Genomic DNA, 23,400 nt, shown 5'->3' with positions numbered 1-23,400 from the left:
CCGAAACCCACCCGCCCCGGCCCAGGCCGCCCGAAAGGCTCGAAGAACCGCCCGAAATCCAAGCGACCGCCCTACCGCAAGAGCGAACCGACCACCAGCAAACACGCAGAGTGACGACAGAAGCTAAAATTGCAAGCTGAGCCGTCGCGGCGGAAGCCGGCGGCCGGTCAGCCGCGACGCCAGCCGTTGGTGATCGGCAGCCGGCGGTCCCGGCCGAAGCCCTTGGGGGAGATCTTCGGGCCCGGCGGGTACTGCCGACGCTTGTACTCCGCGGTGTCCACCAGCCGCACCACCCGGTCCACCACGGCCGGGTCGAAGCCCTGCGCCACGATCGCGTCCCGGCCCTGGTCGCCCTCCACGTAGGCGTCCAGCACGGCGTCCAGCAGGTCGTAGTCGGGCAGCGAGTCGGTGTCCAGCTGGTCCGGCCGCAGCTCGGCGCTCGGCGGCTTGCTGATGGTGTTCTCCGGGATCGGCGGGGTCTCGCCGCGCTCGGCCGCCAGCTCGTTGCGCCAGCGGGCCAGCCGGAAGATCAGCGACTTGTAGACGTCCTTGATCGGGCCGAAGGCGCCCACCGAGTCGCCGTACAGGGTCGAGTAGCCGACCGCCAGCTCGCTCTTGTTGCCGGGCGCGAGCACGATGTGCCCCTCCTGGTTGGAGATCGCCATCAGCAGCGTGCCGCGCAGCCGGGACTGCAGGTTCTCCTCGGCCAGCCCGGTCAGCCCGAGCGCGTCCATGTAGGCGTCGAACATCGGGGCGATCTCGACGGTCCGGAAGTGCAGTCCGGTGCGCCGGGCCAGCTCGGCCGCGTCGTCCCGGGAGTGCTGCGAGGAGTAGCGGCTCGGCATCGAGACGCAGTGCACGTTCTCGGCGCCGATCGCGTCCACCGCGATGGCCGCCACCAGCGCCGAGTCGATGCCGCCGGAGAGACCGATCAGCACCGACTTGAAGCCGTTCTTGCGCACGTACGCCCGGGTGCCGGTGACCAGGGCGGCGTAGATCTCGGCCTCGTCCTCCAACCGCGGCGCGGTGCCCGCGGTGAGCGGCTCGGCGGGCCGTTCGACGACCTCGCCGCCCAGCTCGGTGCGGGCCAGGTGCAGGCCGTCGCTGAGCAACAGGCCGTCGGTGCGGTCGCGCTCGTCGGCGGCCGGCAGGTCGAGGTCGAGCACCAGCAGCGCCTCCTCGAACTGCGGCGCGCGCGCCAGCACCCGGCCGGCCGCGTCCACCACCAGGGAGTCGCCGTCGAAGACCAGCTCGTCCTGGGCGCCGACCATGTTGAGGTACGCCAACGTGCAGTCGGCCTCGGCGGCCCGGCGCTGGACCAGCTCCAGGCGCTGGTCGTCCTTGTTGCGCTCGTACGGCGAGCCGTTGATCACCAGCAGCAGCCCGGCCCCTGCCTCCCGGGTGGCGGTCACCCGTCCGCCGTCCTGCCAGATGTCCTCGCAGATCGCCAGCGCCACGTCCACCCCGTGCAGCCGCAGCACCGAGAGCTGCTCGCCGGGCACGAAGTACCGGTACTCGTCGAAGACGCCGTAGTTCGGCAGGTGGTGCTTGGCGAACCGGGTGACCACCCGGCCCCGGTGCAGCACCGCCGCGCAGTTCTGCGGTGACCCGGCCGGCCGGTACGGGCGGCGCGACTCCTGCTCGGACCGGCCCAGGTAGCCGACCAGGACGGGCAGCTCGCCCAGCCCCTCGGCGGCCAGCCGCTCGGCCAGTGCCACCAGCGCGGCCCGTGAGGCCTCCACGAACGACCGCCGCAGCGCGAGGTCCTCGACCGGATACCCGGTCAGGGCCATCTCGGGGAACGCGACCAACTGCGCACCGCGCTCGGCGGCGCGCCTGGTCCAGCGCACGACCTCCTCGCTGTTGTACGCGATGTCCCCGACGTGGGGATCGAACTGGCTCAGGGCGAGGCGGAGACTGGGCATGCCGCCAGTCTAATCGTCTAACTGACATTATGTCGCGGCCAGGCCGGCCCGCGAGCGTTCCCCGAGCGTTCGCCGTGACCGGGGTGCCACCGGGGGCGGTGGATCCGCGATGATGGGAGCGAACAGTGCGTACGTCCGGAAACGGCGTCCCGCGACCGTCCCGCTTGCGTAACACGAACGTAAAGAGCAGAGGTGAGACTGTCCCCATGGGCAAGCAGCAGGAGTTCGTGCTCCGTACGCTCGAAGAGCGTGACATCCGGTTCGTCCGGCTGTGGTTCACCGACGTGCTCGGGTTCCTCAAGTCGGTGGCGGTGGCCCCGGCCGAGTTGGAGCAGGCCTTCGAGGAGGGCATCGGCTTCGACGGCTCCGCGATCGAGGGCTTCGCCCGGGTCTACGAGTCCGACATGATCGCCAAGCCGGACCCGACCACGTTCCAGATACTGCCCTGGCGCTCCGAGACCCCCGGCACCGCGCGGATGTTCTGCGACATCCTGATGCCGGACGGCTCACCGTCCTTCGCCGACCCGCGCTTCGTCCTCAAGCGCACCCTGAAGCGGACCTCCGACCTCGGCTTCACCTTCTACACCCACCCCGAGATCGAGTTCTTCCTGCTCAAGAACCTCCCCGGGGACGGCACCGCGCCCCAGCCCGCCGACCAGTCCGGCTACTTCGACCACACCCCGCGCGGGGTGGGCCACGACTTCCGCCGCCAGGCGATCACCATGCTGGAGTCGATGGGCATCTCGGTCGAGTTCTCGCACCACGAGGGCGCCCCCGGCCAGCAGGAGATCGACCTGCGCTACGCCGACGCGCTCTCCACGGCCGACAACATCATGACCTTCCGGCTGGTCATGAAGGAGGTGGCGCTGGAGCAGGGCGTCCACGCGAGCTTCATGCCGAAGCCGTTCTCGCAGTTCCCGGGCTCGGGCATGCACACCCACCTGTCGCTCTTCGAGGGCGACCGGAACGCCTTCCACGAGACGGGCGCCGAGTTCCAGCTCTCCAAGGTCGGCCGCTCCTTCATCGCCGGCCTGCTCCGGCACGCCGCCGAGACCGCCGCCGTCACCAACCAGTGGGTCAACTCCTACAAGCGGATCTGGGGTGGCTCGCAGCGCACCGCCGGCGCGGGCGGCGAGGCGCCGTCGTACATCTGCTGGGGCCACAACAACCGCTCCGCGCTGATCCGGGTGCCGATGTACAAGCCGGGCAAGCAGGGCTCCACCCGGGTCGAGGTCCGCTCCCTGGACACCGGCTGCAACCCCTACCTCGCCTACGCGGTCACCCTCGCCGCCGGTCTCAAGGGCATCGAGGAGGGCTACGAACTCCCGCCCGGCGCCGACGACGACGTCTGGGCCCTCTCCGACGCCGAACGCCGTGCCATGGGCATCCAGCCCATGCCGCAGAACCTCGGCGAGGCGATCGACCTGATGCAGCGCAGCGAACTGGTCGCCGAAACCCTCGGCGAGCACGTCTTCGACTTCTTCCTGCGCAACAAGCGCCAGGAGTGGGAGGAGTACCGCTCCGAGGTCACGCCGTTCGAGCTGCGCAAGAACCTCCAGGTGTTGTAGTCACCGGCCGGCCAGTACGGCGGCTCCGGGCCGGCGGATCACCCCCGCCGGGCCGGAGCCGCCGTGCTCGGTGGGGGTGGGCCGGAGGGGTGGTGATTGGGCGGTTCGGGGGAAATTCTGACGACTTGCCGAGTGGCCTCCGTGTTCTGATCTCTTCGTCAGAATTGTCGCCTCCATGATCTGAGTGGCATTCACTCGGAGTGATGGAGGTGCGGGTGTGGGTCGGTCGGAGAGAACGCCGGTGAGGGGCGTGCGACGGTGGGTTGTCCCGTTGGTCGCGCTCTGCGCCACCAGTACGGGTTTGCTGGTGGGGGCGTTGCCGGCGCGGGCGTTGGGGGAGCCGGTGGGGGCGGCGAGTGCGAGTGCCACCGCGAGTGCCGGTGCGTCGGCGAGCCCTGGGCCGAGCGCTGTGACCAGCCCCGGCGCCGAGGTCGGCCCGAGTGCGCCGGCGAGTCCCAGCGCGGTGACGGGCCCGAGCGCGCCCGTGCAGGGGCCGCCGGCGCGCGATCCGCGGCGGTGCCACCTGGAGATCGTGAAGTCGGCCGACCGGACTTCCTACGTCGCCGGGCAGCGGATCACCTTCACCGTCCGGCTCCACAACGACGGGAACGAGCCGATCACCGGGGCGGTGGTGACCGACGACCTCCGTGGGGACCTGGCGGATGCCAGGTACGACCAGGACGCGCGGGTGGGCGTCGGGCGGCTGCGGTACGACGCGCCCGTGCTGACCTGGACCGGTGACCTCAGGCCGGGCGAGCGGACCGTGATCGTCTACAGCGTCACCACCAACCGGCCGGACAACGGTCCGATGACGCTGCACAACGCGGTGACCGGCCCACCGTTCAGCAGCTGCCCGACCGGGACGGAGGCCGGTTGCAGCGTGGACATCTGCGGTTCGCCGGGCAGCCCGTCGCCCAGCCCGTCGAGCAAGCCCAGCCCGTCGAGCACGCCCAGCCCGTCGAGCACGCCCAGCCCGTCGGGCACGCCGACGAAGCCGACCCGGCCCACCTGGCCGAGTCACCCGACGCCGCCCGCCCAGCCCACCCCCACCGCCCCCGGACAGCTCGCGCAGACCGGGGCCGACGACGGGCCGGGCCTGCTCGGGACGGTCTCGGTACTGCTGGTGATCGCCGGCACCACGCTCTTCCTGGTGTCCCGTCGGGCGGGCCGGCACTGACCAGTAGCCTCCCGCGCCGCGCACACACCGCGGGGTCCGGCCCACCGGCCGGGCCCCGCGGTCGTGTTCTCCGCCGGCGTGCGTCACCCGCCCGGGGCGGGGAAGGAGCTTGACGAACACGTACGCTACCCAGCGATCACCGCCAGCGAAGGGAGTCCGGATGACCAGCGCCGGCAGCCGCGTCAGCAGGCCCGAGGTCCGGCTGGTCCGCCGCGGCTTCACCGACCCCGAGGCGGCCGTCCGCCGGCTCGCCGCCCCCGCCCTGCACGGCCTGGCCGACGACCCGATCCTGCTCGACTCCCTGGGCGCCACCGCCGACCCCGACCTCGCGCTGCTGGGCCTGGCCCGGTTGCTGGAGGCGCTCGGCGAGACCGAGCGGCACACCCTGCGGGACACCCTGACCACCTCCAAACCACTGCGCGACCGGCTGCTGAGCGTGCTCGGCGCCTCCGCCGCGCTCGGCGACCACCTGGCCACCCACCCGCGCGACTGGCACGCCCTGGAGACCTTCGAGGTGCGGGACGTCCACCCGGGCACCGAGGAGTTCCGCCGCGAGCTGGCCGAGCGGCTGGCCGCCGCCGAGGGCGACCCCGCCGACGTGCTGCGCACCGGCTACCGCCGCTGCCTGCTGGCCATCGCCGCCCGCGACCTGAGCGCCACCGCCGACCTCGCGCAGACCTCCGCCGAGCTGGCCGACCTGGCCGGCGCCACCCTGCGGACCGCACTGGCGCTGGCCGAGGAGGCGGACGAGGAGGCCGCCGAGGCCTGCCGACTGGCCGTGATCGGCATGGGCAAGTGCGGCGGCCGCGAGCTGAACTACGTCTCGGACGTCGACGTGATCTTCGTCGCCGAGGCCCGTGAGGGCGTCGACGAGCAGCACGCGCTGCAGGCGGCCACCAGGCTGGCCGCCCGGACGATGCGGCTCTGCTCGGACACCACCCGGGAGGGCTCGATCTGGCCGGTGGACGCCAACCTGCGCCCCGAGGGGCGGCACGGCCCGCTGGTGCGCACCCTGGCCAGCCACCTCGCGTACTACCAGCGCTGGGCCAAGACCTGGGAGTTCCAGGCCCTGCTGAAGGCCCGCCCGGTGGCCGGCGACGCCGAGCTGGGCGCGGCGTACGTCGCGGCGCTGGCGCCGATGGTCTGGCAGGCCGCCGAGCGGGAGAACTTCGTCGCGGACGTCCAGCAGATGCGCCGCCGGGTGGTCGAGGCGATCCCGGCCCCCGAGCTGGACCGCCAGCTCAAGCTCGGTCCGGGCGGCCTGCGGGACGTCGAGTTCTCGGTGCAGTTGCTGCAGCTGGTGCACGGCCGCACCGACCCCGCGCTGCGCAGCGGCAACACCCTGGAGGCGCTGGCCGCGCTGTCGGCCGGCGGCTACGTCGGCCGCGCCGACGCCGCCTCGCTGGACGCCGCGTACCGGTTCCTGCGCGCCCTGGAACACCGGATCCAGCTGCACCGGCTGCGCCGCACCCACCTGATGCCCAAGGACCCGGCCGACCTGCGCAGACTGGCCCGTTCGCTGGCCGCGGTGATCAACGGCGACACCCGGGCCGACCCGGTGGCCGCGCTGGAGCGGGAGTGGAAGCGGCACGCGCTGGAGGTCCGCCGGCTGCACGAGAAGCTCTTCTACCGCCCGCTGCTGGACGCGGTGGCCGACCTCCCGGCCGGCGCGGCGCTCACCCCGGGCACCCCGGCGATGAGCACCGAGGCGGCCCGGGCCCGGCTGGTCGCGCTGGGCTTCCACGACCCGGCGGCCGCGCTGCGCCACCTGACCGCGCTGGCCACCGGGGTCAGCCGCAAGGCGGCCATCCAGCGCACCCTGCTGCCGGTGCTGCTCGGCTGGTTCGCCGACTCGGCCGACCCGGACGCCGGCCTGCTGGGCTTCCGGCAGGTCTCCGACGCGCTCGGCCGCACCCCCTGGTACCTGCGCCTGCTGCGCGACGAGAGCGCGGCGGCCGAGCAGCTGGCCCGGGTGCTGTCGGCCGGGCGGCTCGCCCCCGACCTGCTGCTGCGCGCCCCCGAGGCGGTGGCCATGCTGGGCGACCCGCAGGGGTTGCAGCCGCGCGGGCGGGCGGCGCTGGAACAGGAGGTGCTGGCGGCGGTCGGCCGGGCGGACGGCCCGGCGGCGGGCGTCGCGGCGGTCCGTTCGGTCCGCCGGCGCGAGCTCTTCCGCACCGCGGCGGCCGACCTGCTGGGCCGGTTCGGGGACGACCCGGGCGAGGCGCTGGAAGCCGTCTCGGACGCGCTGACCGATCTCACCGCGGCCACCTTGCAGGGTGCGCTGGCGGCCTGCGTGGCGAGCTGGGAGGCGGAGCACGGCGTGCCGCTGCCGGCCCGGATCGCGGTGATCGCGATGGGCCGGTTCGGTGGGCACGAGCTGGGCTACGGCTCGGACGCGGACGTGCTCTTCGTGCACGAGGAGCGGTCGGACGGGGACCGGGACGCCACCGCGGCCGTCCGCTCGGTCTGCAACGAGCTGCGCACCCGGCTGGCCGTGCCGTCGACCGAGCCGCCGCTGCTGGTCGACGCCGACCTGCGCCCGGAGGGCCGGCAGGGGCCGCTGGTGCGCACCCTGGGCTCGTACCGGGCGTACTACGCGCGCTGGTCGCACGTCTGGGAGAGCCAGGCGCTGCTGCGGGCCGAGCCGGTGGCGGGCGACGCCGAGCTGGGGGAGCGGTTCCGGGAGCTGATCGACCCGCTGCGCTACCCGGTGGGCGGGGTGCCGGAGGGGGACCTGCTGGAGATCCGGCGGATCAAGGCCCGGGTGGAGCGGGAGCGGCTGCCGCGCGGGGCCGACCCGACCACCCACACCAAGATCGGCCGCGGCGGGCTGGCCGACGTGGAGTGGACCGTCCAGCTGCTCCAGCTGCAGCACGCGGACCGGGTGCCGGAGCTGCGCACCACCCGGACCCGGGAGGCGCTGCGGGCCGCGACGGAGGCCGGGCTGCTGGCCGCCGCCGACGCCCGGGTGCTCGACGAGGCCTGGGTGCTGGCCTCCCGGGTGCGCGCCGCGGTGATGCTGGTCCGCGGGCGGCCCGGGGACAGCTTTCCGGGGGAGTCGCGGGAGCTGGCCGGGGTGGCCCGTTACCTCGGGTACGGCGAGGGGCGCAGCGGCCAGCTGCTGGACGACTACCGGCGGACCACCCGGCGGGCCCGGAGCGTGATGGAGCGGGTCTTCTACGGCTGATCGTGTGCGACGGCCGGGCGTCCGCCACGGCCGGTCCGGGCCCGGACACGACGCCGCCCCGCCCGGCGGACCGGACGGGGCGGCGTACGCGGAGTTACTGGCGGGAGCCGGCGCCGACCGGGGTGGGCCGCTGCTCGGGCACCGACGCGCCCTGCGCCGGGCTCTGCCGCGCGACCGGAACCTGCGGGAACTGGTAGGCCCAGCGGTGGTAGACCAGCCGGGTCACCGTGAAGCCGATGGCCAGGCAGACCGCCCCGCCGACCGCGTCCATCCAGAAGTGGTTGGCGGTGGAGATGATCACCATCAGGGTGGCCGCCGGATAGGCCAGGCCGAGCGCCCGCACCCACTTCCGTTCGGCCAGGAAGAAGATCGTCAGGCCGCACCAGGAGGACCAGCCGATGTGCATCGAGGGCATCGCGGCGAACTGGTTGGAGACGCTGGCGCCCGGGCCGGAGGCCAGTGAACCCCAGGTGTGGTGCACGGCGACGGTGTCGATGAAGTGACCGTCGGTCATCAACCGCGGCGGTGCCAGCGGGTAGAAGTAGAACCCGACCAGGGCGATGCCGGTGGTGATGAAGAGCACCGTGCGGGAGGCCGCGTAGCGGCCGGGATGACAGCGGTAGAGCCAGACCAGGACGCCGATCGTCATGATGAAGTGCAGCGTCGCGTAGTAGTAGTTCATCCCCACGATCAGCCAGGTCACCGAGTTGACGGCGTGGTTGATCGAACGTTCCACCGCGACCCCGAGGCCCTGCTCGGTGTGCCAGACCCAGAAGGCGTTCCGCTCGGCGGCCGAAGCCTGCTCCGGGACGGCGTTGCGCACCAACGAGTACAGCCAGTAGCTGATCGCGATCAGCGCGAGTTCGAAGACCACCTTGGGCCGGGCCGGATGCCGCCGCTGGGCGCTGATCCAGGCGCGGACCCCGGAGGCTCCGCGAAGCGCGGTGCTGTCGCCGGCTCCGTCCACAGGCCCGTCGGCCGGCCGGCCGGGGGACTGGACGGAACCGCCGCTGCGTGCCGTGGTGGCGCGCTCGGCGCCCGGCGACTGGATCTCGGTCGGTTCCCCCATGGACGAGAAGTCTGCCAGACGTTCTGTGGCCGTCCGATCATCCTCTGGTCGTGGATTCTTCATCGGCTGTCCTCCCAGAGTGCTAGGTGACCGCCCCCGACCGGGGCTGAGGAGGCGGCACGGCACACGCGGGTGCGGCGCGTCGGAGGGACACACATGCGTTCCATTGTTACTCGTTCGCAATGTGGGCTGCGCGGCGACCCCCCTCAAGCGCCGTCCGGGTGCCGGGAGCCCCGGCCGGGCGCGGTTCCCGGCCGTCATCGGCGTCGGGCGGTCGCCCACCGGGCCGCCCCGGGCGGTCAGCCGCGGCCGATGTACGGCATCGTGGTGGCCAGCACGGTGGCGAACTGGATGTTGGCCTCCAGCGGCAGCTCGGCCATCTGCCGGACGGTCCGCGCGACGTCGGCGACGTCCATGGTCGGCTCGACGACGATCCGTCCGTCGGCCTGCCGGACGCCCACGCTCATGGCGGCGGTCATCTCGGTGGCGGCGTTCCCGATGTCGATCTGCCCGCAGGCGATCCGGTACGGCCGGCCGTCCAGCGAGAGTGACTTGGTCAGGCCGGTGACCGCGTGCTTGGTCGCGGTGTAGGCGATGCTCTGCGGGCGCGGCACGTGCGCCGAGATCGAGCCGTTGTTGATGATCCGGCCGCCCTGCGGCCGCTGCTCCTTCATCTGCCGGAAGGCGGCCTGGGCGCAGAGGAAGGCGCCGGTGAGGTTGAGGTCGACCACGGCCCGCCAGTCGTCGTGGCCCAGCTCCTCCAGCGGCACGGCGCGGCCGAAGGTGCCGGCGTTGTTGAAGAGCAGGTCGAGCCGCCCGTAGTGCTCGGCCGCCTCGGCGAAGAGCGCGTGCACCGCTGCGGGGTCGGTGACGTCGGTCGGGACCACCAGGCCGCCGCCGGCCAGCCGGGCGGTTTCCCGGAGCGGTTCGGCACGCCGCCCGGCCAGGGCCAACTGCCAGCCGGCCCGGGCGAGTTCGAGGGCCACGGCGCGGCCCACGCCGGTGCCGGCCCCGGTGACGACGGCGATCTGCTGCGGCATGCGTGCTCCCTCTGGTGCGACGGTCCTCCGATGATCGCCGACATCGGGCCGGCCCGTCACCGTAGGAGCCGCCAAAGGGCGGTGGCGGCCCGGTCCGGGCCTTGGACGGAGTCGACACCACCCGCCGGTCGACCCCCGCCGGATGGCCGGGATTTTGCCAAAGTCACAGCAAATGTTGGTTGCCAGGCAGCCCGGTCGCAACCATGGCGGGACGAGGTCGCGTCATAGGATCGTCCTCACTCCGCGCCGCCCCACACCCGGTCGGCGCCGCCCGACTACGAGACGGTTCGGGCGCCACCCACCAGTCGGAAGACCTGCCGTGCATCCGCCGCTCGCTCGTACCCGTGCCGTTCTGACCGCTGCCGCCGCGCTGACCCTGGCCGGCGCCCTCACCGCGTGCGGGGGAGGCGGTGGCGGCACGTCCGGCGCCGACGCCCACCCGGCCGGCTCCGGCGGCTCGGTGGCCCCGAGCGTGCCGGCGTCGCCCGCGGCCGACGCCAAGGTGCTGATGCCGACGGGCCCGACCACCCAGCTCACCAAGGCCCGGGACACCGCGGCCGGACCGATCATGATGACCACCCTGCAGGGCAAGAAGTCCGGGGTGTCCGCCAAGCTCTGGATCTGGCTGCCGCCGGAGTACAACGACCCGAAGTACGCCAAGACCGGCTTCCCGGTGCTCACCCTCTACGCGGGCGGCCAGAGCAACGGCTACAACACCTGGACCGACAACCAGCTGCCGATCCAGGAGGCCGACGAGCAGCTGGCCAAGCAGGGCAAGGCGCACCCGTTCATCATGGTGATGCCGGTGCAGAACCTGACCTCCGACGAGCAGCGGGCCTACGACTGCAGCGACATCCCCGGCCAGCCGAAGATGGACACCTGGATGTCCCAGGACGTCCCGGACTTCGTCCGCGCCAACTTCCGCACCCTGAAGAGCCGGGACGGCTGGGGCCTGATGGGCGCCTCGACCGGCGCGTTCTGCAGTGCCAAGATGGCCCTGGAGCACCCGGACCAGTACAAGGCCGCGGTGCCGATCGACGGTTACTTCGACCCGGACTCCCTGCTCTGGAAGGGGCACGAGGACGAGCGGCTGGCCAACAGCCCGGGCGTGATGGTGAGTCAGGGCAAGGCCGACGTGCGGATGCTGGCCACCGCCGGCGGCGCCAACCCGCCGGAGGTCAAGCTGGTGAAGGCCTGGGTCCAGAAGGCCGCCGCGCCGACGAACATCCAGTACTACGAGCAGCCCGGTGGCAAGCACCTCACCTCGGACTTCAAGAAGATGATCCCGCTGACCCTGCAGTGGCTGACCCAGAACATGGCCGGCCCGACCAGCGACTGAGCTCCGTCGGCGGTCCGGCGGCCCGGCTGACCGCCGGTGAACCCGCGAAACCGCCGCTGACCTGCACGGCAATCCGGTATTGATTCGTCACTGATCGACTGGGGACAACCTGGGCCCACGGCGCCGCTCCGCTTCGCTCACCCGAGGCGGGCGGCGCCGATCCGTCCCCACGCCAGTCATGAAGAGAGCGCCATGCCGACGCCGACCCACCTGCAGTCCATTCCCGCCCCGCGCGGACCCCGCGAGGCGGTCGCGGTCGCGCGGCCACTGCGGTTCGCCGGCCTGCGGCTCGCCCAGGCCGCGCTGCGCCGGGACCTCGCCCGGGTGCCCACCGCGCTGCGGCTGCTGCAGCCCGGCGACGAGGCGGGCGCCGCGGCGCTCCAGCGGCACTGGGACTTCCTGACCGCGATGCTCACCTGCCACCACGAGCAGCAGGACGGCCGGCTCTGGCCGCTGCTCCGGCGCTTCGCCCCCGAGCTGCGGCTGCTGGTCAACTGGCTGGAGGACGACCACCACAACCTGGACCACTGCTTCACCCGGACCACCACGCTGATGCGGGTGGCCACCCGGGATCCGGCCAGCTGCTGGTCGGTGGCGTACGCGGTCGAGGAGCTGGCGGCCCGGCTGGAGACCCACCTGCGGATCGAGGAGGAGCAGGTGCTCCCGGTGATGGCGCGGCTGCTCGTCCCGCAGTCCCGGGTCGGCACCCTGCCCGAGCTGCTCGACCTGCTGCGGCTCGCCGACGGGCCGGGCGCCCCGGACGCGCTGGCCTGGCTGCTGGAGGGGGTGGCGGAGGAGCAGATCGACGCGCTGCTGGCCGACTGCGACGACCTGACGGTCCGCCAGTGGCCGCACTGGCAGGCGGTCTACGCCCGCTGCTCGGCCCAGCTCTGGGGGGTGGCCCCGGCCGGCGAGTGACCGGGCCGCTTGTGGTGCGGGCGAGTTGACGCACGTTCGGACCATCCGCGATGGCGGAACCGGTGCCGGGGTGCCCAAGGTGAGGAGTGGCCGGCCCGTCCCAGCCGTCGCCGCTCGTCCTTGGTGGAAGGAAGAACCAGCTCATGCCTCGCACGTCGTGGACCGCCGTCCTGCTCAGTACCGCGTTGGCCGGTGGGCTCGCCGGCAGCGCCGCCGCCTCCGCGCCGGGCTCGCCCGGCGGCCCGGTCGGCGCGCACGGCCACCCGGTGATCCGGCCGGTCGCCGCGCGGGCCGCGGCCGCGGCCCGGACCACGGCGGCCCTCGGGGCACTCGGCGAGGTGCTGCGGACGGCGGGCGACCTGGCGGGGGCGGTGGCCCCGGCCGGCGGCCGGCCGGACCCGGGCGCGCTGCGGGGCCGGCTGGACCAGCTGGACGCGGCGTCCGGCGCGCTCCGGCGGGCGCTGCCGGCCGACCCGGCCGCGCCCTCACCGGTCGAGCCGCGGCCGGTGCTGCCGGGCGGGCCGCTGCGGCGCGAGGCGCCGGCGCCGGCCGGCAGTGTCGAGGACCGGCTCGGCGTGCTCGCCCAGGACGCCGCCAACCTGGTGGCGGCTGCGACCGAGCGGCGCGACGCGACGGCGGTGGACGCCGCGTTGCCGCCGTTCTCCGCCGATCTGCTCGGCCTGAGCAGCGCCACCGTCACCCGGCTCAGCCGGTCGTGAGGGCGGGGGCGCCGGAGAGTTGCCCGAGGTAGGCCGCCACCCGGGCCGGGTTCCGGGTGGCCAGCCCGAGGTACCCGTCCGGACGGATCAGGAAGAGCCCCGGCCCGAACCCCGCCAGGCCGGCCGTCTCGCGGACCACCAGCTCCGGGTCCTCGACCGCCGGCGCCGGGCAGCCGATCGCCAGCAGGGTGGCGTGCGGTCCGCGCAGCAGGTCGAACAGCCGCCCGCCCCGGTAGGGCAGGTCGGGTACCCGGTCGCCGGCCCGCAGCGTGTCGGCCGGTGGCTCCGCGCGGTCCTCCACGGTCAGCGGGCCGGTCGGGTAGCCGATCCCCAACTGTGAGGTCTGGTCGCCGCGTTGGGTGGCCATCCCGTACAGCGCGGTGCTCAGCCCGAGCACCGCGGCGGCCACCGGCCGGCGCTCCGCCTCATAGCTGTCCAGCAGGGTGTCCGGCGCGCCGTGCCGCAGCACCCGGCCGAGCTTCCAGCCGAGGTTGTAGGCGTCCTGTACCCCGGTGTTCAGCCCCTGCCCGCCGGCCGGCGAGTGGACGTGCGCGGCGTCCCCGGCCAGCAGCACCCGGCCGACCCGGTAGCGGTCGGCGAGCGCGGCCCGCGGCCGGAAGTCGCTGGACCAGCGCACCTCGCGGACCGCCTCGGCGGTCAGCTGGGTGCGCTCGGCGATCACCGCCCGGACGGCCTCCGGCGAGAGGTCCGGCTCGCCCTCGTCGAAGCGGGCGGAGAGCTGGAACTCGTCCGTCCCGGCCAGCGGGCAGAGCAGCAGCATCCCGCCCGGCGCCTCGGGCCAGACGTGCCAGTTGTCGCGGCCGAGCCCGTCGATCCGGACGTCGGCGACCAGGACCGGCCGCGGGTCGACGGTCTCGCCGGTCATCGCGACCCCGATCGCCCGCCGCACCGCGCTGCGCCCGCCGTCGGCGCCGACCAGGTAGCGCGCCCGGACGGTCCGGGTGCCGCCGTCGGCGCCGGTCAGCACGGCCTCGACGGCGTCCGGGTGCTGGGTGAGCGCGTGGAGCGCGGTGCCGAAGGCGACGGTGCCGCCGAGTTCGCGCAGCCGGGCGAAGAGGATCTCCTGGGTGCGCCACTGCGGGACCATCCACGGCGCCGGGTAGGGCACGCCCGGGCGTTCGGTCGCCGACTTGATCAGATCCCACTCCTCCTGCGGCGTGCCGTTCCGCCAGCTGAGCATCCGCGGGTAGCGCCCGCCGGCCGCGCGCACCGCGTCGATCACCCCGAGGTCGTCGAAGACCTCCTGGGTGCGCGGCTGCAGGCCCTTGCCGCGGGAACCGGGGAAGAGCGTCTCCTGCTGCTCGACGACCAGCGCGCGCACCCCGCGCCGGGCGAGGTCGCAGGCCAGCATCAGGCCGGTGCCGCCAGCGCCGACCACCAGCACGTCCAGATCTGACTTAACGTTGTTAAGTTCCATGTCGCCAGTGTGTGCTTAACGTTGTTAAGCTGTCAAGCGTGGGCCGTGTCGCAGCAGGCTGAGAGGATGGAGCGGTGGCAAGCAAAATCGACCCCGCGCAGGTCACCGAAACCGCGCTGCGACTGCTCAACGAGACCGGCCTGGACGGGCTGACCCTGCGCCGGATCGCCAAGGAGCTGGACGTCCAGGCGCCCGCGCTCTACTGGCACTTCGCCAGCAAGCAGGCCCTGCTGGACGCGATGGCCACCGAGATGTTCCGTCGGATGGCACAGGACGGGCGGCCCGGGCCGGACGCCGGCTGGCCGGACTGGATCACCTCGGCCTGCCGGACCCTGCGCCGCGCGCTGCTCGGCTACCGGGACGGCGCCAAGGTCTTCGGCGGCACCCACTTCATCGACACCGACCACGCCGGGCTGCTGGAGGTCCACCTCGCCGCGCTGGTCGCGGCCGGCTTCCCGCTGGACGACGCGGTCTTCGCCCTCTCCACCGGCTACGCCTACACGGTCGGCTTCGTGATCGAGGAACAGTCCGTCCACCCGCTGCCCGGCGAGCGCGACGAGCGCTTCGACGTCGCCGCCCGGGCCGAGCTGATCGGGCCCGCCCACCCGCTCGCCGCGGCCGCCGGTGCGGGGCTGTTCACCGGGTTCGAGGAGCGCTTCGAGCGCGGGCTGGCGGTGCTGGTGGCCGGCATCGCGGCCACCGGGCCCGCGACGCGGCCCTGAGCAGCGCGACCCCTTGCCAACCGGCCGGGCGCCTGTCACCGTCCTCCGGGTGTTCTCCCTCCTCGAACCCCCGGTCTTCACCCGGCTGCGCGCCGCCGAGCGGATCCTGGTGGCCGGCGCGGGCGGCGGCTTCGACGTCTACGCCGGGCTCCCACTGGCCCTCGCGCTGCGCGCGGCCGGCAAGCGGGTGCACCTCGCCAACCTCTCCTTCAGTCACCTGCACGGGCTCCCCGCCGAGGTCTGGCTCGCGCCGGACGTCGCCGAGATCCGCCCCGACACCCGGACGCACGACCAGTACTTCCCCGAGCTCACGCTGGCCCGCTGGCTCGACCGGCACGGCCTGCCCGACACCGTCTGGGCCTTCGCCCCGGTCGGCGTCCAGCCGCTGCGGGCCGCCTACCGGGAGCTGGTCGCCCACCTGGACATCGACGCGGTGGTGCTGGTGGACGGCGGCACCGACATCCTGATGCGCGGCGACGAGGCCGGCCTCGGCACGCCCGAGGAGGACATGGCCAGCCTGGCCGCGGTGGCCGGGCTGGACGGGCTGACCGAGCGGCTGGTGGTCTGCCTGGGCTACGGCGTGGACGCCTACCACGGGGTCAACCACTCGCTGGTGCTGGAGAACCTGGCCGACCTCGCCCGCACCGGCGACTACCTGGGCGCCTTCTCGATCCCGCGGGACAGCCGGGAGGGCGCGCTCTACCTGGACGCCGTCGCGGACGCCCAGGCCGCCACGCCCGACCGCCCGAGCATCGTCCAGGGCTCGGTCGCGGCGGCCCTGCGCGGCGAGTTCGGTGACGTCCGGTTCACCGCCCGCACCCGGCACAGCGAGCTCTTCATCAACCCGCTGATGACGCTCTACCTCACCGTCACGGTGGCCGGCCTGGCCGACCGCAACCGCTACCTCGACCGGTTGGAACGCACCGTGTTGATGCGCCAACTCGGCACCGTCATCGAGGAGTTCCGCGACGAGCTGCCCCGGCTCCGGCCGCCGCGGGCGTTCCCGCACTGAGCCGTCCGAGCCATCAGCCCCGTTTGGCCGCGGCCACGATCTTCGCGGTGGTGTGGAAGAACCGCGCGGTGCCGTGGCCGCGGTAGGCCGGGCCGAAGACGCAGGCCGGATTCCCCGCCGGCCGGCCGTCGAGCGTCCGGGTCACCACGAAGGCGGTGCTCCCGGTGGCGCCGATCACCTCCAGGTCGCCGCGCGGGCTGCGCCGCGGCAGCTCCAGGTCGGCCGGCAGCGGCTCGGTCAGGAACACCAGACTGAGCCGTACCTCCGGGGTCACCTCGACGTCGCGGAACGGATCGGCCGCGAGCAGCTCCTCGACCTCCGGCACGGTCCGCAGCACGGTCGGCACCTCGAAGCCGAGCGCCGCGTGCAGGTGCCGCTCGATCCGCCGGCTCAGCGCGGCCCGGTCCGTCCCGGTGTCCGCGGTGAAGAAGACGTTGCCGCTCTGGATGTACGTGCGGACGTCGGCCAGCCCGAGCTCCGCGAAGAGCTCGCGCAACCGTTCCATCCTGACCACACGTCCGCCCACGTTCACGGCACGGAGAAAGGCGATGAAGGTCTGCTCGGCCATCCGGCCAGTCTGCCGGACCGCCGCCCGGGGCGGCGGTCGGTGCCCCGTGTGACAGTGGGCACATGAGCAGTCGGCAGGAGTTCGAGCAGGCGGCGCCCGAGCTGGCGGAGGCGGTCCGGGCCCGCCTCGACGCGCACCGGCACCACGTGCTGGCCACCCTCCGCGAGGACGGCACGCCCCGGGTGAGCGGCACCGAGGTGCGGCTGGTCGGGGCGGATCTCACCCTCGGGTCGATGTGGGGTGCGGTCAAGGCGCTGGACCTGCGCCGCGACCCGCGCTTCGCGCTGCACGCCAACCCGGGGGACGGCAGCATGGCCGGCGGGGACGCCAAGCTGGCGGGGCGGGCGGTGGAGATCACCGACGAGGCCGCCCTCGCCGGGTACGAGGCCGAGCTGCCCGAGCCGCCGACCGGGCCGTTCCACGCGTTCCGGCTGGAGCTGACCGAGGTGGTGCTGACCTCGGTCGGCGAGGGCGGCGACCACCTCCTCATCCGGAGCTGGCGCCCGGGCGAGGAGGTGCGCACCGTCCAGCGGCGCTAGGTGTACTGACCCCTGTCACCAACTCCGTGGTCAGTACACCCAGGGGCTGGACCCGCTAGGGCAGCACCGAGCGCAGGGCCTCCGGCGTCCGCGCGACGACGGCGTGCCCGTCGTCCGCCGTGATGATCGGCCGCTGCACCAGGATCGGGTGCTCCGCCAGCGCGGCGATCCAGCGCGCCCGGTCGGCCGGCTGCCGGCCCCAGCCGCGCATGCCCAGTTCCTTGGCGACCGCCTCGTCGAGCCGGGTGATGTCCCACGGGTCGAGGCCCAGCCGGTCGAGCACCTGCTCCAGCTCCGGCACGCTGGGCGGGTCGTCCAGGTAGCGGCGCACGGTGTACTCGACGCCGGCGGCGTCCAGTTCGCCGAGCGCGAAGCGGCACTTGGTACAGCGGGGATTGATCCAGATCTCCATGCCGGTCAGCCTACGCACTCGCCCGGGCCGGGAACTCCGGCGCCACGGACGGCGGTTCCCGGTAGGGGGCGGGCCGTGGGGCCGGCCACAGGGACCGAGGGGCAGGCCTTGGACGGTACCGAGATCATCAACCAGCTGTTGACGCCGGAGGGTTCGGCCGACCCGTACCCGCTCTACGCCGAGGCGCACCAGCTCGGCCCGGTCACCCCGGTCTGGGACGGCGAGATGCTGCTCGCGCTGGCCTACCCGGTCGCGCACCAGCTGCTGCGCGACCCCGCCTACGGCGTGGCGGACCAGGAGCTGCGGCTGAGCTTCGACCCGGACTACGCGCAGCACTCGTCCAGGCTGCTGCTCAGCCACTCGATCCTGGAGGTCAACGCACCGGACCACGCCCGGATGCGCTCGCTGATCGCCTCGGTCTTCACCGCCCGCCGGGTGGCCGCGCTGGAACCGGCGGTCACCGCCACCGTCGAGCGGCTGCTGGACGAGATGGCCGAGCTGGGCGCCGGCGGCGAGCCGGTGGACTTCCTGGACACCTTCGCCTTCCGGCTCCCGGTGACCGTGATCTGTGAGCTGCTCGGCGTGCCGGAGCAGGACCGTTACCGGTTCCGGCCGCTCGCCGCCGACCTCACCAGCTCGCTGGAGGTCTCCACGACGGAGGACGAACTGCGGCGCGCCGACGCCGCCTGCGACGAGCTGGCCGGCTACTTCGCCGAGCTCTGCGCCGAGCGCACGGCCCGTCCGCAGGACGACCTGGTCAGCGCCCTGGTCAGGGCCGCCGACGCGGAGGACGGCCGGCTAAGCGGCCGGGAGCTGCTGGCCAACCTGGTGCTGCTGCTGGCGGCCGGCTTCGAGACCACCACCAACCTGCTCGGCAACGGCCTGGCGCAGACCTTCCAGCACCCGTGGGCCGCCGACGGGCTGCGCTCCGGCGAACTGGACCCGGCCGGCTTCACCGACGAGGTGCTGCGCTACGACTCCCCGGTCCAGCTCACCTCCCGGCTGCCGCTCTCCGAGGGCCTCTCGGTGGCCGGGGTGCCGACGCCGCCCGGCAGCGGAGTCTTCGTGCTGATCGGCGCGGCCAACCGGGACCCGAAGCGGTACGAGCGGCCGGACGTCTTCGACCCGACCCGCCGGGACAGCCACCCGCTCTCCTTCGGCGGCGGGGTGCACTTCTGCCTCGGGGCCCAGCTGGCCAGGCTGGAGGCCAACGTCGCGTTGCCCACGCTGCTGCGCCGGTTCCCGCGGCTCGCCCCGGCGGGGGAGCCGGTGCGCCGCAACCGTCTGGTGCTGCGCGGCTACCAGGAGCTGGCGGTCACCCTCGGCTGACCGGCCCCGGGCCGGCCCGCGTGGTCGAAGGTCCCCTTCGCCGGGCTGTCCGCCCCGCCGCTCACTCGCGACCTACGGGACCATGGACTCGTAGCCCCGCCGTCGAGCCCCAGGAGTTCCGCACTGTCCGCGCCCGTAGAGGCAGGCCGCCCACCGGCCGCCCCGCGGCGCGGCCCCCAGTGCCCGGCGCGACTCCGCCGCCTCGGCGGCAGTGGTCGGGGGCGCCGACTCCCCGCGCTGGGCGCGCTGGCTCCCGGCGCTGCTGATCGTACTGGACCTCTCGGTGGAGGCAGCCGTGCCGCAGACCACCGCGGCCGGGCTCATGCTGATCATCCTCCCGGTGGTGGTGGCCTTCGGCTACGACCCGGTCCCCACCGCCGCCTCCAGCACGGTCGCGCTCGGTCTCCAGCTGCTGCTGGCCGCCCGGGTCGGCCACCTCTACGAGCAGCACCACGTCTGGGCCTACGTCTCCACCTCGTTGGCCGGCCTGGCCGGTGTGATGCTCGCCCGGCAGCGGCTGCGGCAGGCCCAGCACCTGGTCCGGGCCCGCACGGTCAGCGAGGCCCTGCAACGCACCGTGCTGCACCCGGTACCGGAACAGGTCGGCGGCCTACGGGCGGCCGGCCTCTACCGGGCCGCGCAGGCCGAGGTGGCGATCGGCGGCGACCTCTACGAGATCTGCGACACCGCCTACGGCACCCGGGTGTTGCTCGGTGACGTCCCGGGGCAAGGGGCTGGAGGCGATCCGCACGGTGGCCGACGTGCTCGGCGCCTTCCGGATGACCGCGCACGAGACCGCCGACCCGGCCGAGCTGGGGGCAGTCCGAGGTCAGCTGCGATCCGTCGCTGAAGACCAGGTCGACGAAGAGGTCGGGCTCGATGTGGTTGTGGCCGTGCGGGTCGATGCGGGAGGTGGTCTGGGCACCCTTCAGCGTCTCGTACGGCGAGTGGTTGAGGATGGCCAGCTGGAGGGCCCCTGGTCGCCGTACTGGTCCCACTGGCCGAAGGTGGAGGAGACCCGGGCGGCGGTCCCGCCGTAGACGTCGCGGACGGTCACGGTGACGGTGGTGTCGCGGTCCTTCTGGTCCTCGTCCATGTGGACGGAGAAGCCGGCGCCGACCAGGGTGGCGCCGGGCGCTCGGACGGCGGGTGAAGCCGAGGACGGAGAGAGCCCTGCGGGAGCTTGGGAGGATGAGAACCATGCTGTCGACCGACTGGTCCGATCGGTATCACTCACAGGAGTGAAAGTTCGTATGCCCACCTGTCCGACGGATCTGTCCGGCGCAGCTGTCCGACCCCGCCGGTCCCGGGAGAACGCGCCGGGCCTCCGGCACTCGCCACGGAGAGTGCCGGAGGCCCGGAGGTTTCCTACAGGTCGAAGTAGAGCTCGAACTCGTGCGGGTGCGGGCGCAGCGCGATCGGGGCGATCTCGTTGGTGCGCTTGAAGTCGATCCAGGTCTCGATCAGGTCGGGCGTGAAGACCCCGCCGGCGAGCAGGTACTCGTGGTCCTCCTCCAGGGCCTCCAGGACGGCCGGGAGGGAGGAGGGGACCTGCGGGACGCCCGCGTGCTCGTCGGGGGCGAGCTCGTAGAGGTCCTTGTCGACCGGCTGGAGCGGCTCGATCTTGTTCTTGATGCCGTCCAGGCCGGCCATCAGCATCGCCGAGAAGGCCAGGTAGGGGTTGGACGACGGGTCGGGCGCGCGGAACTCGATGCGCTTGGCCTTGGCGTTGGAGCCGGTGATCGGGATCCGGATCGCCGCCGAGCGGTTGCGCTGCGAGTACACCAGGTTGACCGGTGCCTCGAAGCCGGGGACCAGTCGGTGGTAGGAGTTCACCGAGGGGTTGGTGAAGGCGAGCAGCGAGGGGGCGTGCTTCAGCAGACCACCGATGTAGTAGCGGGCGGTGTCGGAGAGCCCGGCGTAGCCCTGCTCGTCGTAGAAGAGCGGCGCACCCTCGGCCCACAGCGACTGGTGCACGTGCATGCCCGAGCCGTTGTCGCCGAAGATCGGCTTCGGCATGAAGGTGGCCGTCTTGCCGTTCCGCCAGGCGACGTTCTTGATGATGTACTTGAACAGCATCAGGTCGTCGGCGGCGTGCAGCAGGGTGTTGAACTTGTAGTTGATCTCGGCCTGGCCGGCGGTGCCCACCTCGTGGTGCTGGCGCTCGACCTGGAGGCCGGCGTTGCCCAGCTCCAGGGACATCTCGGCGCGCAGGTCGGCGAAGTGGTCGACCGGCGGGGTCGGGAAGTAGCCGCCCTTGTACTTGACCTTGTAGCCGCGGACGTCGCCCTCGGTCGAGCCGGTGTTCCAGGCGCCGGCCTCGGAGTCGATGTGGTAGTAGGACGCGTTCGCGCTGGTGTCGAAGCGCACCGAGTCGAAGACGTAGAACTCGGCCTCCGGACCGAAGAACGCGGTGTCGGCGATCCCGGACGAGGCGAGGTACGCCTCGGCCTTCTTGGCCACGTTGCGCGGGTCGCGACTGTAGGCCTCGCCCGTGATCGGGTCCTGGATGAAGAAGTTGATGTTGAGGTGCTTGTCCTTGCGGAACGGGTCCAGACGGGCGGTCGCCAGGTCCGGGACGAGCGCCATGTCCGACTCGTGGATGGCCTGGAAGCCGCGGATCGACGAGCCGTCGAACATCAGGGTCTCGGCGGGGTCGAAGGTGGCCGCCGGGACCGCGAAGTGCTGCATGACGCCCGGCAGGTCGCAGAACCGCACATCCACGAACTTGATGTCGTTCTCCGCGATGTAGGCCTTGACCTCGGCGGCGTTCTTGAACATCCATCCTCCTCGGCCCGGCCGTGAGGGGCCGGGTTCAGACGTGCACCGACCAGTCGTCCCAACCGGCCATGGTGCGGCTCACCCTAGGAATCGGCCGTTTCCTCGTGGTGACCCCATCGTTTCGCCCATGTTAACCAGATGCCCCCGAATGGGCGGCAAAGTCGCCCGGGAGGGGGCAAATCGTTCCGGAACACGGGCTCCGCGAGATGAGTGGTCTAGACCACTAGAGGAAGCGTGGCCACGCGGATTCACTCGCAGGGGGAGTCGCCGCCGGTCGGCCCGGGCTGCCCGGATAGTGTGGATTCGTGGACAGCAGAGAAGCGTTGGGATCGTGGATCGAGGGGCCGAGGGCCGCCGCCGAGCGGATGGGCGCCGACTTCGGCTACCGGGGCGAGCGGCTCGGCCTGCCCCAGGAGGGGTCCGGCTCGATGGCCGGCCCCGGCCGGCGGATCGGCGCGCTGCTGGTCGACGGCTGGCTCTGCAGCCTGGTCGCGTACGGGATGCTGGCGCACGGCAGTGCGCGCGAGGCGAACCTGTGGAACCTGCCGCTGTTCTACGCGGTCACCGCGATCTTCCTGGCGACCACCGGGACGACCATCGGCAAGCGGCTCTTCGGTCTGCGGGTGGTGCGCCTGGGCGGCGGCCGGGCCTCGATCCCGCAGGTGCTGCTGCGCACCTTCCTGCTCTGCCTGGTGATCCCCGCGGCGGTCTGGGACCGCGACTCGCGCGGCCTGCACGACAAGGCGGTCGGCACCGTCGAGGTCCGGATCTGAGCGGGAAGCCCCGCAGGCATCAGGAGACATCGCGAACATCAGGAGACATCGCGAAAGAGGCCCCGCCGTCCGGCGGGGCCTCTGCTGTCTGAGGGTGCTACGACCGGGGCGGGGTCAGCGCCCCTGGCCGCCCTTGGGCATCCGGGCACCCTTGGGCATCGGTCCCTTGGGGACCGGCGCCTTGGAGAGCAGGTCGCCCAGTGCGCGCAGCCGGTCGTTGGTCTCGGTGACCTGCGCGGGCGTGATGGCCCGCGGCAGCCGCATCAGGTGGATCTGCAGCTTCTTCAGCGGCACCTCGCCCGGGCCATCGCCGACCACGATGTCGTGCACCGGCACGTCGCCGACCACGCGGGCCATCTTCTTCTTCTCGGCGGCGAGCAGCGCGCGGACCCGGTTCGGGTTGCCCTCACCGATCAGCGCGATGCCGGCCCGGCCTACGGCGCGGTAGACCGCGTCCTGGCTGCGGGTGATCGCGACCGGGGTCGGGTTGCTGCTCCACCCCCGGCGGATGTTGTTGAGGACCGCCGCGGCCGCGCCCGGCTGGCCCTCCATCTGCCCGAAGGCGGCTCGCTCGGCCCGGCGGCCGAAGACGATCGCCGCGGCCAGGAAGGCCACGATGAAGCCCAGGATGCCCAGGTAGATCGGGTGACCGATCAGGAAACCGATGGCGAGGAACACGCCGAAGGTGAGGAGGCCGACGCCTCCGATGATCAGGCCGATCTTGGTGTCGACCTTCTTGGTCATGATGTACGCCTGGCGGATCTGCTGGAGCCGCCCAGGGGTATCGGATGTTTCCCTCGCCATGAAGGTCATGGTACGTGGCATGGACAGCGGACATCGAAGCCCGGTCCCCAATCGGTCCGAAGCTGTGATCCGGCCGGGTC

21 protein-coding genes are annotated in these 23,400 nt (G+C 73.0%); 12 read left to right on the top strand and 9 right to left on the bottom strand.

From position 1 onward, the window contains the following. Positions 1-167: 167 nt before the first annotated feature. Positions 168-1,925 carry an NAD+ synthase gene (locus ACZ38L_RS07885; protein ID WP_465690297.1) on the bottom strand — a complete coding sequence of 586 codons (1,758 nt, stop codon included), beginning with the start codon at positions 1,923-1,925 and terminating at the stop codon, positions 168-170. Between the two features lie 206 nt (positions 1,926-2,131). Here ACZ38L_RS07885 and ACZ38L_RS07880 point away from each other — a divergent pair, with 206 nt between their 5' ends. The 3 genes from ACZ38L_RS07880 (at position 2,132) to ACZ38L_RS07870 (ending at position 7,857) form a co-directional block, all read left to right on the top strand. Next, positions 2,132-3,493 carry a glutamine synthetase family protein gene (locus ACZ38L_RS07880; RefSeq protein ID WP_396561797.1) on the top strand — a complete coding sequence of 454 codons (1,362 nt, stop codon included), beginning with the start codon at positions 2,132-2,134 and terminating at the stop codon, positions 3,491-3,493. A 532-nt stretch (positions 3,494-4,025) separates the two neighbouring features. Further along, a complete protein-coding gene (locus tag ACZ38L_RS07875) occupies positions 4,026-4,670 on the top strand; it encodes a DUF7927 domain-containing protein (RefSeq protein WP_465690295.1) in 645 nt (214 codons plus the stop codon). 160 nt (positions 4,671-4,830) lie between these two features. Beyond that, a complete protein-coding gene (locus ACZ38L_RS07870) occupies positions 4,831-7,857 on the top strand; it encodes a bifunctional [glutamine synthetase] adenylyltransferase/[glutamine synthetase]-adenylyl-L-tyrosine phosphorylase (RefSeq protein WP_465690293.1) in 3,027 nt (1,008 codons plus the stop codon). Positions 7,858-7,951: 94 nt separating this feature from the next. On the opposite strand, the gene ACZ38L_RS07865 is transcribed toward ACZ38L_RS07870, so the two are convergent. Beyond that, entirely contained in the window at positions 7,952-8,926 is a 975-nt protein-coding gene (locus tag ACZ38L_RS07865; protein WP_465690291.1) for a phosphatase PAP2 family protein, read from the bottom strand. A 299-nt stretch (positions 8,927-9,225) separates the two neighbouring features. Continuing rightward, positions 9,226-9,966, bottom strand: coding sequence for an SDR family oxidoreductase (locus tag ACZ38L_RS07860; protein WP_465690289.1), 741 nt, complete (start codon positions 9,964-9,966; stop codon positions 9,226-9,228). A gap of 319 nt (positions 9,967-10,285) precedes the next feature. Between ACZ38L_RS07860 and ACZ38L_RS07855 the strand changes: the two genes are divergently transcribed. From ACZ38L_RS07855 to ACZ38L_RS07845, 3 genes are all read left to right on the top strand, one after another. Continuing rightward, positions 10,286-11,305 carry an alpha/beta hydrolase gene (locus tag ACZ38L_RS07855; RefSeq protein WP_465690287.1) on the top strand — a complete coding sequence of 340 codons (1,020 nt, stop codon included), beginning with the start codon at positions 10,286-10,288 and terminating at the stop codon, positions 11,303-11,305. A 192-nt stretch (positions 11,306-11,497) separates the two neighbouring features. Next, positions 11,498-12,223 carry a hemerythrin domain-containing protein gene (locus ACZ38L_RS07850; protein ID WP_465690285.1) on the top strand — a complete coding sequence of 242 codons (726 nt, stop codon included), beginning with the start codon at positions 11,498-11,500 and terminating at the stop codon, positions 12,221-12,223. A 143-nt stretch (positions 12,224-12,366) separates the two neighbouring features. Continuing rightward, the gene (locus ACZ38L_RS07845) at positions 12,367-12,942 is read left to right on the top strand and encodes a hypothetical protein (RefSeq protein ID WP_465690283.1); all 576 of its coding nucleotides are present in this window, start codon (positions 12,367-12,369) and stop codon (positions 12,940-12,942) included. On the opposite strand, the gene ACZ38L_RS07840 is transcribed toward ACZ38L_RS07845, so the two are convergent. Next, positions 12,929-14,380, bottom strand: a complete 1,452-nt coding sequence (locus ACZ38L_RS07840; RefSeq protein WP_465690282.1) for an FAD-dependent monooxygenase — start codon at positions 14,378-14,380, stop codon at positions 12,929-12,931. The two genes, ACZ38L_RS07845 and ACZ38L_RS07840, sit on opposite strands and share 14 nt — an antisense overlap. A 74-nt stretch (positions 14,381-14,454) precedes the next feature. On the opposite strand from ACZ38L_RS07840, the gene ACZ38L_RS07835 reads away from it, so the two are divergent. Further along, a complete protein-coding gene (locus ACZ38L_RS07835; RefSeq protein ID WP_465690281.1) occupies positions 14,455-15,102 on the top strand; it encodes a TetR/AcrR family transcriptional regulator C-terminal domain-containing protein in 648 nt (215 codons plus the stop codon). Positions 15,103-15,151: 49 nt separating this feature from the next. Further along, positions 15,152-16,114, top strand: a complete 963-nt coding sequence (locus ACZ38L_RS07830) for a DUF1152 domain-containing protein (RefSeq protein WP_465690279.1) — start codon at positions 15,152-15,154, stop codon at positions 16,112-16,114. A 13-nt stretch (positions 16,115-16,127) separates the two neighbouring features. Here the strand turns inward: ACZ38L_RS07830 and ACZ38L_RS07825 are convergent, their stop codons facing one another. Then, on the bottom strand, positions 16,128-16,682 hold the full coding sequence (locus ACZ38L_RS07825) for a DUF1697 domain-containing protein (RefSeq protein ID WP_465690277.1): 555 nt from the start codon (positions 16,680-16,682) through the stop codon (positions 16,128-16,130). A gap of 62 nt (positions 16,683-16,744) precedes the next feature. Between ACZ38L_RS07825 and ACZ38L_RS07820 the strand changes: the two genes are divergently transcribed. Then, entirely contained in the window at positions 16,745-17,221 is a 477-nt protein-coding gene (locus ACZ38L_RS07820) for a pyridoxamine 5'-phosphate oxidase family protein (RefSeq protein ID WP_465690275.1), read from the top strand. Between the two features lie 55 nt (positions 17,222-17,276). Here ACZ38L_RS07820 and ACZ38L_RS07815 read toward each other — a convergent pair whose 3' ends face one another. After that, positions 17,277-17,633 carry an arsenate reductase family protein gene (locus ACZ38L_RS07815; RefSeq protein WP_465690273.1) on the bottom strand — a complete coding sequence of 119 codons (357 nt, stop codon included), beginning with the start codon at positions 17,631-17,633 and terminating at the stop codon, positions 17,277-17,279. A gap of 108 nt (positions 17,634-17,741) precedes the next feature. Between ACZ38L_RS07815 and ACZ38L_RS07810 the strand changes: the two genes are divergently transcribed. Further along, positions 17,742-18,962, top strand: a complete 1,221-nt coding sequence (locus tag ACZ38L_RS07810; RefSeq protein ID WP_465690271.1) for a cytochrome P450 — start codon at positions 17,742-17,744, stop codon at positions 18,960-18,962. Positions 18,963-19,173: 211 nt separating this feature from the next. Beyond that, positions 19,174-19,812, top strand: a complete 639-nt coding sequence (locus tag ACZ38L_RS07805; protein WP_465690269.1) for a hypothetical protein — start codon at positions 19,174-19,176, stop codon at positions 19,810-19,812. Between the two features lie 78 nt (positions 19,813-19,890). On the opposite strand, the gene ACZ38L_RS07800 is transcribed toward ACZ38L_RS07805, so the two are convergent. Continuing rightward, positions 19,891-20,058 carry a hypothetical protein gene (locus ACZ38L_RS07800; RefSeq protein WP_465690267.1) on the bottom strand — a complete coding sequence of 56 codons (168 nt, stop codon included), beginning with the start codon at positions 20,056-20,058 and terminating at the stop codon, positions 19,891-19,893. Positions 20,059-20,330: 272 nt separating this feature from the next. Beyond that, complete coding sequence (gene glnA, locus ACZ38L_RS07795; protein ID WP_396561770.1) at positions 20,331-21,743, bottom strand: type I glutamate--ammonia ligase; 1,413 nt, start codon at positions 21,741-21,743, stop codon at positions 20,331-20,333. 305 nt (positions 21,744-22,048) lie between these two features. Here glnA and ACZ38L_RS07790 point away from each other — a divergent pair, with 305 nt between their 5' ends. Next, positions 22,049-22,516 (top strand): RDD family protein, encoded by a 468-nt coding sequence (locus ACZ38L_RS07790; RefSeq protein ID WP_465690265.1) that lies wholly within the window; start codon positions 22,049-22,051, stop codon positions 22,514-22,516. 114 nt (positions 22,517-22,630) lie between these two features. Here ACZ38L_RS07790 and ACZ38L_RS07785 read toward each other — a convergent pair whose 3' ends face one another. Then, a complete protein-coding gene (locus ACZ38L_RS07785; protein ID WP_465690263.1) occupies positions 22,631-23,320 on the bottom strand; it encodes a DUF4191 domain-containing protein in 690 nt (229 codons plus the stop codon). Positions 23,321-23,400: the final 80 nt, after the last annotated feature.

This window comes from Kitasatospora sp. NPDC024654, assembly GCF_055559155.1.
This window is presented reverse-complemented; position numbering and strand designations above follow the sequence as displayed.

Bases quoted from the DNA above. Each gene is read 5' to 3' on its own strand.
- ACZ38L_RS07885 (WP_465690297.1), bottom strand. From the start codon at position 1,925: ATGCCCAGTCTCCGCCTCGCCCTGAGCCAGTTCGATCCCCACGTCGGG.
- ACZ38L_RS07880 (WP_396561797.1), top strand. From the start codon at position 2,132: ATGGGCAAGCAGCAGGAGTTCGTGCTCCGTACGCTCGAAGAGCGTGAC.
- ACZ38L_RS07870 (WP_465690293.1), top strand. From the start codon at position 4,831: ATGACCAGCGCCGGCAGCCGCGTCAGCAGGCCCGAGGTCCGGCTGGTC.
- ACZ38L_RS07865 (WP_465690291.1), bottom strand. From the start codon at position 8,926: ATGGGGGAACCGACCGAGATCCAGTCGCCGGGCGCCGAGCGCGCCACC.
- ACZ38L_RS07860 (WP_465690289.1), bottom strand. From the start codon at position 9,966: ATGCCGCAGCAGATCGCCGTCGTCACCGGGGCCGGCACCGGCGTGGGC.
- ACZ38L_RS07850 (WP_465690285.1), top strand. From the start codon at position 11,498: ATGCCGACGCCGACCCACCTGCAGTCCATTCCCGCCCCGCGCGGACCC.
- ACZ38L_RS07845 (WP_465690283.1), top strand. From the start codon at position 12,367: ATGCCTCGCACGTCGTGGACCGCCGTCCTGCTCAGTACCGCGTTGGCC.
- ACZ38L_RS07840 (WP_465690282.1), bottom strand. From the start codon at position 14,380: ATGGAACTTAACAACGTTAAGTCAGATCTGGACGTGCTGGTGGTCGGC.
- ACZ38L_RS07825 (WP_465690277.1), bottom strand. From the start codon at position 16,682: ATGGCCGAGCAGACCTTCATCGCCTTTCTCCGTGCCGTGAACGTGGGC.
- ACZ38L_RS07820 (WP_465690275.1), top strand. From the start codon at position 16,745: ATGAGCAGTCGGCAGGAGTTCGAGCAGGCGGCGCCCGAGCTGGCGGAG.
- ACZ38L_RS07815 (WP_465690273.1), bottom strand. From the start codon at position 17,633: ATGGAGATCTGGATCAATCCCCGCTGTACCAAGTGCCGCTTCGCGCTC.
- ACZ38L_RS07800 (WP_465690267.1), bottom strand. From the start codon at position 20,058: ATGGACGAGGACCAGAAGGACCGCGACACCACCGTCACCGTGACCGTC.
- glnA (WP_396561770.1), bottom strand. From the start codon at position 21,743: ATGTTCAAGAACGCCGCCGAGGTCAAGGCCTACATCGCGGAGAACGAC.
- ACZ38L_RS07785 (WP_465690263.1), bottom strand. From the start codon at position 23,320: ATGGCGAGGGAAACATCCGATACCCCTGGGCGGCTCCAGCAGATCCGC.